General features: G+C 37.4%; 14 protein-coding genes, 1 other RNA gene and 1 pseudogene. 9 read left to right on the plus strand and 7 right to left on the minus strand.

Annotated elements, in window-relative coordinates; all coding sequences use genetic code 11:
* Positions 1 to 18 precede the first annotated feature (18 nt).
* The 6 genes from gcvT to FVB32_RS16545 all read left to right on the plus strand — a co-directional run bounded on the left by gcvT (position 19) and on the right by FVB32_RS16545 (position 4512).
* Entirely contained in the window at positions 19 to 1092 is a 1074-nt protein-coding gene (gene gcvT, locus FVB32_RS16520) for a glycine cleavage system aminomethyltransferase GcvT (RefSeq protein ID WP_147744931.1), read from the plus strand.
* Complete coding sequence (locus FVB32_RS16525; protein WP_147744932.1) at positions 1092 to 2006, plus strand: glutaminase; 915 nt, start codon at positions 1092 to 1094, stop codon at positions 2004 to 2006. Before gcvT ends, FVB32_RS16525 begins: the two co-directional genes overlap by 1 nt.
* 3 nt (positions 2007 to 2009) lie before the next feature.
* The gene (locus tag FVB32_RS16530; protein WP_147744933.1) at positions 2010 to 2831 is read left to right on the plus strand and encodes a sugar nucleotide-binding protein; all 822 of its coding nucleotides are present in this window, start codon (positions 2010 to 2012) and stop codon (positions 2829 to 2831) included.
* A 56-nt stretch (positions 2832 to 2887) separates the two neighbouring features.
* On the plus strand, positions 2888 to 3175 hold the full coding sequence (locus FVB32_RS16535; RefSeq protein ID WP_147744934.1) for a 4a-hydroxytetrahydrobiopterin dehydratase: 288 nt from the start codon (positions 2888 to 2890) through the stop codon (positions 3173 to 3175).
* Between the two features lie 79 nt (positions 3176 to 3254).
* Positions 3255 to 3965: a YebC/PmpR family DNA-binding transcriptional regulator gene (locus FVB32_RS16540; RefSeq protein ID WP_147744935.1), complete on the plus strand. Its 711-nt coding sequence runs from the start codon at positions 3255 to 3257 to the stop codon at positions 3963 to 3965.
* Between the two features lie 52 nt (positions 3966 to 4017).
* Positions 4018 to 4512, plus strand: coding sequence for a hypothetical protein (locus FVB32_RS16545; RefSeq protein WP_147744936.1), 495 nt, complete (start codon positions 4018 to 4020; stop codon positions 4510 to 4512).
* Here the strand turns inward: FVB32_RS16545 and FVB32_RS16550 are convergent.
* The 6 genes from FVB32_RS16550 to FVB32_RS16575 all read right to left on the minus strand — a co-directional run bounded on the left by FVB32_RS16550 (position 4509) and on the right by FVB32_RS16575 (position 9692).
* Positions 4509 to 5048 carry a 1-acyl-sn-glycerol-3-phosphate acyltransferase gene (locus tag FVB32_RS16550; RefSeq protein WP_147744937.1) on the minus strand — a complete coding sequence of 180 codons (540 nt, stop codon included), beginning with the start codon at positions 5046 to 5048 and terminating at the stop codon, positions 4509 to 4511. The two genes, FVB32_RS16545 and FVB32_RS16550, sit on opposite strands and share 4 nt — an antisense overlap.
* A 40-nt stretch (positions 5049 to 5088) precedes the next feature.
* On the minus strand, positions 5089 to 6144 hold the full coding sequence (locus tag FVB32_RS16555) for an iron-containing alcohol dehydrogenase family protein (protein ID WP_147745089.1): 1056 nt from the start codon (positions 6142 to 6144) through the stop codon (positions 5089 to 5091).
* A 71-nt stretch (positions 6145 to 6215) separates the two neighbouring features.
* Complete coding sequence (locus FVB32_RS16560; protein ID WP_147744938.1) at positions 6216 to 6920, minus strand: HAD family hydrolase; 705 nt, start codon at positions 6918 to 6920, stop codon at positions 6216 to 6218.
* Positions 6911 to 7624, minus strand: a complete 714-nt coding sequence (gene kdsB / locus FVB32_RS16565) for a 3-deoxy-manno-octulosonate cytidylyltransferase (protein ID WP_187269609.1) — start codon at positions 7622 to 7624, stop codon at positions 6911 to 6913. Before kdsB ends, FVB32_RS16560 begins: the two co-directional genes overlap by 10 nt.
* A gap of 40 nt (positions 7625 to 7664) precedes the next feature.
* Positions 7665 to 8228 carry a DUF4126 domain-containing protein gene (locus tag FVB32_RS16570; protein WP_147744940.1) on the minus strand — a complete coding sequence of 188 codons (564 nt, stop codon included), beginning with the start codon at positions 8226 to 8228 and terminating at the stop codon, positions 7665 to 7667.
* 30 nt (positions 8229 to 8258) lie between these two features.
* The gene (locus tag FVB32_RS16575) at positions 8259 to 9692 is read right to left on the minus strand and encodes an ATP-dependent DNA helicase (protein ID WP_147744941.1); all 1434 of its coding nucleotides are present in this window, start codon (positions 9690 to 9692) and stop codon (positions 8259 to 8261) included.
* 194 nt (positions 9693 to 9886) lie between these two features.
* Here FVB32_RS16575 and FVB32_RS16580 point away from each other — a divergent pair, with 194 nt between their 5' ends.
* The 3 genes and pseudogenes from FVB32_RS16580 to FVB32_RS16590 form a co-directional block, all read left to right on the plus strand.
* Positions 9887 to 10537, plus strand: a complete 651-nt coding sequence (locus tag FVB32_RS16580) for a hypothetical protein (RefSeq protein WP_147745090.1) — start codon at positions 9887 to 9889, stop codon at positions 10535 to 10537.
* On the plus strand, positions 10515 to 11354 hold the full coding sequence (locus FVB32_RS16585) for a DUF3822 family protein (protein ID WP_147744942.1): 840 nt from the start codon (positions 10515 to 10517) through the stop codon (positions 11352 to 11354). The genes FVB32_RS16580 and FVB32_RS16585 overlap by 23 nt, the downstream gene beginning before the upstream one ends.
* Positions 11354 to 11887, plus strand: a pseudogene (locus FVB32_RS16590) (RsmD family RNA methyltransferase); the annotation flags it as partial. The gene FVB32_RS16585 and the pseudogene FVB32_RS16590, both read left to right, overlap by 1 nt.
* Here the strand turns inward: FVB32_RS16590 and rnpB are convergent.
* An RNA gene (gene rnpB / locus FVB32_RS16595) (RNase P RNA component class A) lies at positions 11884 to 12186 on the minus strand. The pseudogene FVB32_RS16590 and the gene rnpB overlap by 4 nt on opposite strands.
* Between the last annotated feature and the right edge of the window lie 43 nt (positions 12187 to 12229).

The raw sequence follows: 12229 nt of genomic DNA on the forward strand, positions 1-12229 counted from the left end.
CCCCATAAAATTGAAGTCATGAAGAACATTGCATTAAATGATACCCATGTAGCTTTGGGTGCAAAAATGGTTCCTTTTGCAGGCTACAATATGCCTGTTTCCTACGAAGGTGTCAATATAGAACACGAAACAGTGAGAAATGCTGTCGGTGTTTTTGATGTTTCCCATATGGGAGAATTCTTAATTGAAGGTCCAAAGGCATTGGAACTTATTCAAAAAGTTACTTCAAATGACGCTTCAAAACTTAGTATTGGCAAAGCACAATACAGTTGTTTTCCTAACGAAACTGGAGGTATTGTTGATGACCTCATCGTGTATCAAATCAAAGAAGAAACCTATCTGCTAGTAGTCAACGCTTCCAATATTGACAAAGATTGGAATCACATTTCAAAATACAATGAATCCGTAGGAGCGGAAATGCGAAATATTTCTGATGACTATTCCCTGTTGGCCATACAAGGCCCCAAGGCAGTTGAAGCAATGCAGTCGCTATCTTCAATTGATCTTTCGTCCATTAAGTTTTACAATTTTGTGGTAGGTGATTTCGCAGGAATTGAGCATGCAATTATTTCCGCCACTGGATATACCGGTTCAGGAGGGTTTGAAATCTATTGTAAAAATTCCGAGGTACAACAAATTTGGGATAAAGTAATAGAAGCCGGAGCCAAACCCATTGGACTTGCCGCCCGTGATACCCTCCGTCTGGAAATGGGATATTGCCTTTATGGCAATGATATTGATGATACTACCTCTCCCTTTGAAGCAGGATTGGGATGGATCACCAAATTCACCAAGGATTTTGTGAACAGTGAAGCTTTGGCAAAAGAAAAAGAAGAAGGCGTAAAACGGAAATTGGTTGCTTTTCAATTGGAAGAGAGAGGGATTCCAAGAAGTGGATATCCTATTTTAGATGCAGATGGAAATGAAATTGGCAAAGTAACATCAGGAACCATGTCCCCTTCCCTTTCAAAGGGAATTGGATTGGGCTATGTTTCAATAGAAAATTCCAAAATAGACAGCAAAATACAAATCCAGGTAAGAAAAAACCAGATTCCAGCTACCATTGTAAAACTCCCATTCTATAAAGCCTAATGCAGCATTATCAGCCTATAATAGATAGCATTGTTAAGGAAGCTGGGCAGCAAGCTGATAAAGGTCAAGTAGCAAACTATATTCCGGAACTTTCCAGCATAGACCCCAATAAATTTGGCATATCCATATTGGACAAGCAAGGGAACATATTCAATGCGGGGGATTCCAGCGAACAGTTTTCCATTCAAAGTATTTCCAAAGTGTTGCTATTGGCTATGGCATTTTCACATATTGGCGATGATCTTTGGAAACGTGTTGATGTAGAACCTTCAGGGGATCCTTTTAACCATTTATCCCTCTTGGAAATGGAAAATGGCATTCCAAGAAATCCGCTTATAAATGCCGGAGCCATTGTTGTTTGTGATATCCTGATTTCCATATTAAAAGACCCAAAATCAGAATTTTTGGCATATGTCCAGAACATTTCTGGTGACGCTACCATACGTTTTGATGAGCAAGTTGCATTATCAGAAAAAAAGACTGGGTTTAGAAATTATGCAGCGGCCTATTTAATAAAATCCTTCAAAAACCTAAAGAATGATGTAGAGACCGTTTTAGATTTTTACTTCTATTCTTGCTCCCTTAGCATGTCTTGTGAACAATTGGTTAAGGTGTTTTACATTTTCATGAACAGGGGCACTTGTCTTAAAAACAATAATTACCTGAAACTATCACAAGTAAAACGAATAAATGCTATCATGCTTACCTGCGGTTTTTATGATGAGGCAGGTGAATTCGCATTTGAAGTGGGCTTGCCTGGCAAAAGTGGTGTTGGAGGAGGTATTGTAGCCTTATTGCCAAACCAGTTCTGTGTGGCTACCTGGTCTCCTGGTTTAAACAAAAAAGGAAACTCCAAGCTGGGAATGCTGGCCTTGGAAAAACTTACAACCGAAACGGGGTTGTCAATCTTTTAATATTTGGATAAAAAAAAGATACTCATACTTGGAGGAAGTGGTTTTATAGGCAATGCTATCTACAAGGAACTCTGTTCCTATTTTGATACCTATGGCACCTATTGCTCTAATCGCATATTTTCACAGAATCAGCAGTTTTATAAGTACGATTTAGAGGAGGACGATATTTTCCAAGTACTGGAAAAAGTGAATCCTGATTTTATTATTTCTGCTTTGCGCGGAAATTTTGGAGCTCAAATACAGGCGCATCAGCATTTGATGGAATATCTTAATCAACATAAGTGCAAGCTGTATTTTATTTCTTCTGCCAATGTTTTTGATGCTTACAGTAAATTTCCGTCCTACGAAACGGATAAAACACTTTCGGAAAGTGTTTATGGCAGGCTAAAAATCAAAATAGAAAATATGATGATGCGGTTGCCCAAAAATAAGACCGCTATTTTAAGAATTCCAATGGTTTTTGGGAATAATTCACCCAGAGTTAAGGACATTAAGAATCATTTGGAAAATAATGAACCTATTGAGGTATTTCCCAATCTAATTATCAATGTCACTAATGACGATAGACTTACCCAGCAAATCCACTACCTAATAAACAGGGATAAAACAGGGATTTATCATTTGGGAAGCTCTGATTTAATTCAACATGAAGAATTTGTAAAAGAGATCATCAAACGAATAGGTAACTTTCATCCACTCCTTAAAAGAGTTTTTACCACCAATGAAGACCGCTATTTAGCCGCATTACCGAAAGACAATAAACTTCCAAAAAACCTTAGGGTTTCTTATCAAGATATTATAGACCATCATATTACCGTAGAATGATATTTTGAGTGTTGTCTTTTGCAATTTTCCGCTAACTTTAGAAAAAATCATAACACATGGAAAAGTTAAGTCTAGAGCAAATTGAAGCATCTTTAAAGCATTTGAATGGATGGAGCTATGCAAATGGCATGATTTCAAAATCATATACATTTCAAGATTTTACAGAAACCTTCGCTGTTATGACGCATATTGCTTTTGAGTGCGAAAAACAAAATCACCATCCCAATTGGGAAAATGTCTACAATAACTTAACGATAAGACTTAATACCCATGATGTTGGTGGTATTACCCAAAATGATTTTGATCTTGCCCAAAGCATTGAACGTATTGTAGGCAACAAATAATTCTAGGCTCTAAAAACACATTTGACCAGGGGTCTTTTTTTGCTAAATTTGCCCCTTATTCATAATCATAACATATTCAATGGGAAGAGCATTTGAATTTAGGAAAGCACGAAAAATGAAGCGTTGGGCGGCCATGTCCAAAGCATTTACTAGAATTGGCAAGGACATTGTAATGGCAGTTAAAGAGGGCGGCCCTGATCCAGATTCCAATTCCAGACTTCGTGCGGTAATTCAAAATGCGAAATCGGTCAATATGCCCAAGGATAATATTGAACGAGCTATTAAAAGGGCATCAGATAAAAACCATGGGGATTATAAAGAAGTTCTGTTTGAAGGGTATGCACCACATGGCATTGCCATACTTGTAGAAACTGCAACTGATAATAATACCCGTACCGTAGCAAACATTAGAAGTTATTTTAATAAATGTAACGGAAGTTTAGGAACATCAGGTTCTGTGGAATTTATGTTCGACCACACCTGCAATTTCCGTATTCCAGCAGATGGAATAGACCCCGAAGAGCTTGAGTTGGAAATGATTGATTTTGGAGCTGAGGAAGTTTTTGTTGATGAAGATGGCATATTGATCTATGCCCCTTTTGAAAGTTTTGGCTCTATCCAAAAGGAATTGGAATCTCGTGAAATTGAAATTTTATCTTCTGGTTTTGAACGCATTCCCCAAGTTACCAAAGAACTTAATGAGGAACAGGTTACCGATGTGGAGAAATTATTGGAAAAAATTGAGGAGGATGACGATGTACAGAACGTATATCACACCATGCAAGAGTAATTCTTTGTAAAGTAAGCTATGGTATGTCGACAAAATAACAAACGCTACCACCATGCGAAGTATTTTCTCTAGTATTTTTCTTTTTCTAAGCATTCTCACTTTAAGTGCCCAAGAAATGACATCTGCCAAACTTCTTGAAATTATAGAGCAAGAAGCCGATACGGTTAGCGCAAGTGGAAATTCTATACGCTTTTTATTGAAAGAGACGATGCTGTTTTGTATTTATGACGAGAATGCCAATAGAATGCGTATTATCTCCCCTATTGTAAAACGAGAAGAAATTGGTAAAGAAGAGCTTTTGAATGCCTTTGTGGCCAACTTTCATTCCGCATTAGATGTTAAATATGCGTTGAGCGATGAGATTATCTGGTCCGTTTTCACACATCCGTTAATGGAACTTTCGGATCATCAGGTTGTAGATGCTATACATCAAGTCTATTCTGCAGCCGTTACTTTTGGTAGCTCTTATTCAAGTACCAACATGGTATTTCCAGGGAATACACAAAAAAAGGAGAAACCCAAGCCAAAAATCTTGAATAAAATCTAGAAGCTATATTCTGGGATTTTACCTTGAACGCCTTTAAAAAATTTGTGGATTTTTTTAAAGTCCTCTTCCCTATCACCGGTTGGATGCATTTCCTTTGAAATTTTAATCTGTTTTTTTCCAAAGTCAAAAGCGACCATAACAATGGGAACTTGGGCCATTACTGCTATATGGTAAAAGCCGGTCTTTAATTCCGTTACTTTTTTGCGGGTACCTTCTGGAGCCAAGGCAAATCTGAACACCTCCCTTTCTCTAAAAATATTGACCACACTTTCCACGGTATTAGAATTTTTACTACGATCAATAGGCGCGCCTCCTGTCCATCTAAAAAACCAACCAAAAGGTGGTTTAAAAAGGCTTTTTTTACCAATATAATTGATTTCTATATCGATTACCTTTCGAATCAACAGTCCTAGAAAAAAATCCACCCAATGTGTATGAGGGACTACAATGACCACACATTCCTTCACTTCTGGAAATGACCCGACAAGCTTCCAACCTAAAATTTTAAAATATAAAAACTTGGATAGCTTGTGCATGATCACAATATAGTTTTACTTCAGAAAAATGAAGTAGCATTTAAATTTTCTGATATATGGCTTGTAACCTCTCTGGGGTCATGATTTTTTTCCATTCCTTGCCCAACGCATTTTCCCAAAGTGCTTCCATACCTAAAGCAACATTCACCAAGATATCAAAATCATTTTGGGTGAGATGAGCACAAACTTCTTTTGGAAGGTCAATCTTATGTTTCTCCAGCATTTTTTGAAAGAGCTCAACACCTTTTGGATAAAACTCATCTAGATGTTGAAAAACCAGACAGTTTCCTATACCGTGCTTTATTCCCAGTAAATAAGAAAGTCCATAACTCATTGCATGTGCAATTCCCACTTGAGAGTAGGCAATGCTCATACCGCCATGCCATGAGGCCATCATTAATTTATCTCTCGACTCATCTTCTGGGATATCTTCTAAAAAAACATCTTTGCAAAGCTCAAGGGCTTTCTCTCCATAACTTTCACTAAAGGCATTTAAATAGGTTCCATTCAATGACTCAATGCAATGGATAAAACAGTCCATTCCTGTATAAAACCATTGTTCTTTGGGTACCGTTTTGGTTAAATCTGGATCCAACACTACCTGATCGTATGTGGTATAGTCCGAATTAATTCCCAATTTTTTCTCTGGACCTAATAAAACGGTGGTTCTAGAAACTTCTGCTCCTGTTCCGCTAATGGTAGGGATACCAACATGGTATAGAGATGGCTTGCTCACCAAATCCCACCCTTGATACTCTTGGGCAAGTCCATTATTATTAAGAAGTATGGCAACGGCCTTGGCCAAGTCTAATAGTGTTCCTCCACCTATGCCCACTATTCCAGAGGGTTGCTCTTCATATCTTTCCTTTATTCTAGATACCAAGATATCTACCTGCTCTGTTTTAGGTTCTTCTTCAGCTGAAACAAAAATGAGCTCATCATTAAACATTAATGGTATTCGCTGGGCAAACTCCCGATTTTCGAAAAAATCGTCTACCAAAAAAATAAAGGGTGCATCAGAATTTCTGCGTTTGGGCAATAAAATCTCGCCCAACTGATCAAAGCTACCCTGCCCAAAAATAACTCTTGGCACCATGGGGAAATTACGGTACGAAGTCTTTTTGCTTGTTGTTGTTTCTTTATTCCTCAAATTGTTTTCTGTATTCACTAGTTGTCCAAATACTTTAAAATATCCTTTAGACTGTTCAATTTCAAATGATTGTTCACTTGCTCTGAATCAGTAACCATCTCATGTGCCCATGTTGTATGAAATGGTACATGCACTGCCTTTGCCCCAATATTTAATATTGGCAATACATCAGATTTCAATGAATTGCCTATCATTAGAAACTCATCAACATTTATCTCTAAATGCTCCAATAAGTTACTATAATTGCTTTCTTTTTTATCACTGAGCACCTCCACATGATGAAAATACCTAGAAATTCCTGATTTTTCCAGTTTTCTTTCTTGATCTAGTAAGTCGCCTTTGGTGAGTACAATTAATCTGTATTTATTTTCCAGCCTGCTCAACACCTCTTCTACTCCATCCAATAGTTCCACAGGATGTGAAATCATCTTTTTTCCAAGGTTTAAAATTTCAGAAATAGTTTCTTGTGGGATTTTATTGTTTGATAAATCCAGTGCCGACTCTATCATAGAAAGCATAAATCCTTTTACTCCATATCCATAAAGCTCCAGATTTTCCATCTCCATTTTAAATAGCTCTTGATCCACCTTATTTTTGGTCTCATAGCCTTCCAACAATTCAGCAAAACGTTCTTCCGTTTCCCTAAAATAGGTTTCATTTACCCAAAGGGTATCATCGGCATCAAAACCTATTACTTTTATGTTTTTGAAATCTATTTCCATGCTTTTTTGGCGCGTTCTAAATCTTCGGGAGTGTCTATCTCAATACCGGTGACATGTGTTTCCACCATTTTAATTTTCTTGCCGTATTCCAAAAACCGAATGGCTTCTATTTTTTCTTTGGCTTCCAAAGGCAACATGGGCAATCTTTGAAAATCTAAAAGGGCTCTTTTTCTAAAAGCATAGATGCCTTTATGTTTATAATACTTGGCATCTACTTGCTGGTCTCTTGGATACGGAATTGGAGATCGAGAAAAATACAGTGCAAAATCCTGATTGTCAACAATCACCTTTACGGTATTGGGGTTTGAAATTTCATCCCAATCAGTAATTGGCGTCATTAAAGAAGCTAAATCAATTTCTTTCTTTTCATCATTCTTGAAAACCTCTATGACCTTTGTTAGGCTTTCCTTGTCTATAAAGGGTTCATCTCCTTGCACATTAATTACAATATCAACATCCATTTCCTCCACAGCCTCCGCAATTCTATCGCTACCGCTTTCATGAGTCTTTTTGCTCATTATAGTTCGACCATCTATCCCAGAAATTGTATCAAAAATGATATCGCTATCCGTTACCACATAAACCTCATCAAACAAACCTGTTTGTACTGCTGCTTCATACGTTCTTACAATAACTGGTTTTCCACCTAGGTCCTGCATTAATTTTGCAGGAAATCTTGAGGCTTGGTATCTCGCCGGTATCATGGAAATGATTTTCACTTTAAAGGATTATAGCTTGATGAAATTATTTTTTGGGCCGCAACTTACGGTAAATTCTAAAAATGATAAACAAAATTATAATAACCAAAATGGCGGCTATTGGGGGTACTAATATTGAGGCTGTTGATACGGCTACGGCAGTCCCAGTTTCAATGGTTGATACTACCGGATTTGCAATTCCGCCGGTAGTTGCTGTAGAGGTTAACCTACCCGCGGCATTGGCACCTTTTATTGCTGTGGCTGTGCCTCCTCCTGCTATTATTGCCAAAGACCAGGTTACAACCGGGTCTAAATTGGCGACTGTGGATACCATTACAGCGGTACCAGCAATAGCAGCTAATGGCACCGCTATACTATCCAATGCATTATCTACCCAGGGTATGAAATAAGCGAAAATTTCGATAAAAGTGGCCACCCCTAAGGTGACTAAAGCTGCAAGACTTCCTATCCATTGCCAACTTTCGTTAAGCTGCCAAATATCAAGATAGGCTGCCAAGCTTAAAGCGAAAAGAGGTAGAAATACTCTAAACCCAACAGAAGCAGCTAAGCCTATGCCTAAAAAAATACTTATTATTGTTTCTGGTGCCATACCCATGGTGATGTCTAAAATAGCGTATTCCTAGTCAAGAAAAAAATCATCCTTAAATCCTATGAGAAATAGATTTTGTTTGGCCCTAGTGACCGCTGTGTATAACCAGCGTAAATAATCCTTATCCACCCCATTAGGCAAGTAAGGTTGTTCAACAAAAACGGTATTCCATTGTCCCCCCTGCGATTTATGACAGGTAATGGCATAAGAGAACTTTACTTGAAGTGCGTTGAAATACTTATTGTTCTTCACTCCTAAAAACTTTTTGTACTTCGATTTTTCGTGTGCATAATCCTTGGAAACCTCTTGGTACAGCCTGTTACCTTCTTCATAAGGCAATGATGGGGTTTCGGCACTTATCGTATCCAACAAAAGAACTGTTTCAAAAGGCCGTTGGTTTGGATAATCCACCATTTTTACCTTTACCTCAGCAAATGAGAATCCGTACAGTTCCTTTATAGAAAATAGTTCAAGAATCTCTATAATATCGCCGTTGGCAATGAATCCTGCCTCTGAGTTTGGTCTAAGCCAAAAATAATTGTTCTTCACCACCATCATATAATCTCCAACCGCTATCTGATGCTCTAAAAAAAGGATTCGCTCCCGTATATTTTGATTATATAAGTTGGCGCGTTTGTTTGAACGAACTATAATAGCGGTCTCTTCTTTTCCATTTTGATTGTAAGAATTATCAATAGCTTCCTGAATCTCGGTTCCTTCTATTAATCTTATAATGTCTTTAAATGGGCTAACTTCAAATTTAAAATCATCAAAAAAGTGCGATTGCAATTGCTCCCTTAGATTTGTAGCATTATACAATATTCCAGAATCACTGGTTTGACGCATCACTTCATCCAGTTCCAAACATTCCACTTCCTTATTATAATTCAATGAAAGCCTTTCTTCTTCCAAGGCCGGACTTAAATCCAACTTTACAGGGGGGAGTTGTGCAGTATCGCCAATCAAAAGCAGCTTACAATTATGTCCGGAATACACATAAAACATAAGGTCATCCAACAATGATCCATTTTCAAAAAGTTTGGAATCTGCCGGAGTATCCGGAATCATGGATGCCTCATCTACAATAAAAAGCGTGTTTCTATGCTTATTTGGGGCCAGAACAAATTGAATACCACCCCCAGTTTGTTTTTTAGGGTAATATATTTTTTTATGGATGGTCAGCGCAGCGTTACCAGAATAAACGGACATTACCTTGGCTGCCCTGCCCGTAGGAGCCATCAGCACGGCGCTTCTTTTAATCCTCCATAGATTATTTACTATGGTTCCGACAATTGTGGTCTTTCCCGTACCGGCAAACCCTTTTAACAGAAAAACCTCCTCACTTTTACCCTCCAACAGAAAACTGGATATTTTTTTCAGGGCAAGGGTTTGTTTTAGTGTAGGGTCGTGGGGGAATTTATCGGTTAGGATCTCTAAAAATCCAGTAGGCGTGGGCTCATTCATAGGGTTCTAAAGATAGCATGGATTTTTAAAGCAAAAAGTTTCGTGATTAAAAAAAAATTGTAGATTTGTCTGTAACCGCTAAATTAACTCAGAAAGACAATATTAGTATGTTAAACTTAATTCTCATCGTTTTAGTTATATGCCTATTGACCCTAGGCCTTGTATTCTTAATTGATAGATATTTACCACAAAAGATAAAGCCAGTTCTTGTCATTGTTTTTGGGCTTTTAAGTATTTTCTTAGGATACAAAATTTACCAATCCATCAATGCACCCATTGAATTTAACAAAACCAGAAAAGAGAGATTTACTCAGGTAATTGATAAGCTTAAAGACATAAGAGATTCGCAAGAAGCTTACAAAACTGTTAATGGACAGTTTGCAGGCAACTTTCCAAGCTTAATTAAATTTGTGGATACTGGAAGTTATACCATTACGCAGCAAAGAGATTCTTCTTTTATGCGATTTGATAAGACATATGGGATAGAACTTCAAAAAGATACCATTATAATAGACACCTTGGGCTTTGTTAAAGTAAAGGATTCTTTGTTTAAAAATGATGATCGTTATAAAACAATGATGAATGTACCTCTAGCACAAGGAGGTGAAAAATTTGAAATGAAGGCTGCTATTATTGATAAGCAGGGATATAAAGCCCCTGTTTTTGAAGCTAAGGTTAAAAAGAATGTTGTCCTATTTGATCAACCAGCAGACTTGTTGGCAAGAGAGAATGCACATCAAAGTGTGGAAGAAGTCAATGGAACGGAAATTAAAGTGGGCTCTCTTACAGATGTAAGTTCAAATGGAAATTGGCCACCAATTTATGACAGAAAAAAGAAGAATTAATACAGAAGATTCAAATACAGATAATTCTACTTTCAAAAAATTGTCCATTCAAGTTGGCTTGAATGGACTTTCTTTTTGTGTGTTGGATACCATCTCCAACAAAATATTGACTTTTGAAAAAATAGTTTTCAAAATTACCTCTACGCCTTATTTAGTTCTTAAGGAGCTGAAAAAACTTCTCAATAATCATGAAATATCGAACAAGGAGTTTTCAGAGGTGGTGGTCATACATAAAAACAGCCTTTTTAGTTTGGTCCCAAAAGTTCTTTTTAATAAGGAGGAACTTCCGAACTACCTGAAATTCAATGCCAAAATTATGGCTAACGACCATATTGTGTATGACGAAATACCTAATCAAGAAATGGTCAATGTTTACATTCCTTTCACCAATGTCAACAATTACATTTTTGATTTATTTGGTGAGTTTGAATTTAAGCACAACGGAACGATTATGGTTTCAACATTATTAGGACAAAGTAAGACCTCACAAGAGCCTATCTGTTATGTACAAGTAGCCGAAAAAGAAATGGAAGTTGTAGTCTTTTCAGAAAAAAAACTACTTTTTTACAACCATTTTGAATACAATACCAAAGAAGACTTCCTTTATTACTTGCTTTTTAGTCTGGAGCAATTACAACTTAATTTGGAAAACGTACAATTAAAGCTCTTTGGACTTGTTGAAGAGGGAGACGCGATATATGAGTTATGCTACCGCTATATAAAACATATTTCCGTTTTTGCACCCTCCAATTCATCTTATCCGATTGAAGAATTGGAGAATAAGGCGATTGATTTTACAGTGTTAAGTGCTTTGTAATGCGAATTATCTCTGGAAAGCACAAAGGCAGAAGACTTACGGCACCAAAAAAACTTCCAGTAAGGCCTACCACCGATATGGCGAAAGAAGGCCTTTTTAATATTTTAAATAACAGATTATACTTTGATGAATTAAAAGTACTGGACCTATTCGCCGGAACGGGAAACATAAGCTTCGAGTTTGGCTCAAGAGATTCCCATGAGATTATAGCAGTGGATAGTTATGCTGGATGCGTGCAATACATTTCCAAAATTGCTCGTGAGCTGAATTTTCCCATTACAGCCATAAAATCGGACGTCTTCAAATATTTAGAACGAACCAGAGAAAAAGCGAATATCATTTTTGCAGATCCGCCCTATAACTTTAAAGATGAGCTGTTTTCAAATATTATAGCTCTTGTATTTGATAGGGATTTGCTCTTGGAAGATGGTCTTTTGGTTATTGAACACTCTGATCAAACTGACCTTTCTGAGAATCCATATTTCTCTGAGAATCGCAAATATGGAGGAAGTGTCTTCAGTTTTTTTGAAAAAAAAGCAGGCCATAAGCCGGATTCTGTCTAGCCTTATCATTTATCTAGGCCTTAAATTGCTCTAAGGCTCCAACCGCCTACCCTCCAATTTGGGCGTGCAGCCCTCAAACATTGGTTTACATGACGTTTCACCGCATAGAGTTTACCTGATTTCACTACAGCCTAACTGTACTTGCTTTCTGTTGCACTGGTCCTCGTCTTTCAACGGACGGGTGTTACCCGCTATGCTGCACTATGGTGTCCGGACTTTCCTCTTTAATCCCAATTGCTCAGAATTACAGCGATAAGATGGCCTGCTGGCGGCAAAGGTAAAGTAATTGTTAATAAAAAAAAGCGTACTCTG

This window comes from Flagellimonas hymeniacidonis (assembly GCF_008040165.1).
GTDB lineage: Bacteria > Bacteroidota > Bacteroidia > Flavobacteriales > Flavobacteriaceae > Flagellimonas > Flagellimonas hymeniacidonis.

What these genes read in the sequence shown, in the direction of transcription:
- gcvT (WP_147744931.1), top strand. Translation starts at nt 19, where the DNA reads ATGAAGAACATTGCATTAAATGATACCCATGTAGCTTTGGGTGCAAAA.
- FVB32_RS16525 (WP_147744932.1), top strand. Translation starts at nt 1,092, where the DNA reads ATGCAGCATTATCAGCCTATAATAGATAGCATTGTTAAGGAAGCTGGG.
- FVB32_RS16535 (WP_147744934.1), top strand. Translation starts at nt 2,888, where the DNA reads ATGGAAAAGTTAAGTCTAGAGCAAATTGAAGCATCTTTAAAGCATTTG.
- FVB32_RS16540 (WP_147744935.1), top strand. Translation starts at nt 3,255, where the DNA reads ATGGGAAGAGCATTTGAATTTAGGAAAGCACGAAAAATGAAGCGTTGG.
- FVB32_RS16545 (WP_147744936.1), top strand. Translation starts at nt 4,018, where the DNA reads ATGCGAAGTATTTTCTCTAGTATTTTTCTTTTTCTAAGCATTCTCACT.
- FVB32_RS16550 (WP_147744937.1), bottom strand. Translation starts at nt 5,048, where the DNA reads ATGCACAAGCTATCCAAGTTTTTATATTTTAAAATTTTAGGTTGGAAG.
- FVB32_RS16555 (WP_147745089.1), bottom strand. Translation starts at nt 6,144, where the DNA reads ATGGTGCCAAGAGTTATTTTTGGGCAGGGTAGCTTTGATCAGTTGGGC.
- FVB32_RS16560 (WP_147744938.1), bottom strand. Translation starts at nt 6,920, where the DNA reads ATGGAAATAGATTTCAAAAACATAAAAGTAATAGGTTTTGATGCCGAT.
- kdsB (WP_187269609.1), bottom strand. Translation starts at nt 7,624, where the DNA reads ATGATACCGGCGAGATACCAAGCCTCAAGATTTCCTGCAAAATTAATG.
- FVB32_RS16570 (WP_147744940.1), bottom strand. Translation starts at nt 8,228, where the DNA reads ATGGCACCAGAAACAATAATAAGTATTTTTTTAGGCATAGGCTTAGCT.
- FVB32_RS16575 (WP_147744941.1), bottom strand. Translation starts at nt 9,692, where the DNA reads ATGAATGAGCCCACGCCTACTGGATTTTTAGAGATCCTAACCGATAAA.
- FVB32_RS16585 (WP_147744942.1), top strand. Translation starts at nt 10,515, where the DNA reads ATGACAGAAAAAAGAAGAATTAATACAGAAGATTCAAATACAGATAAT.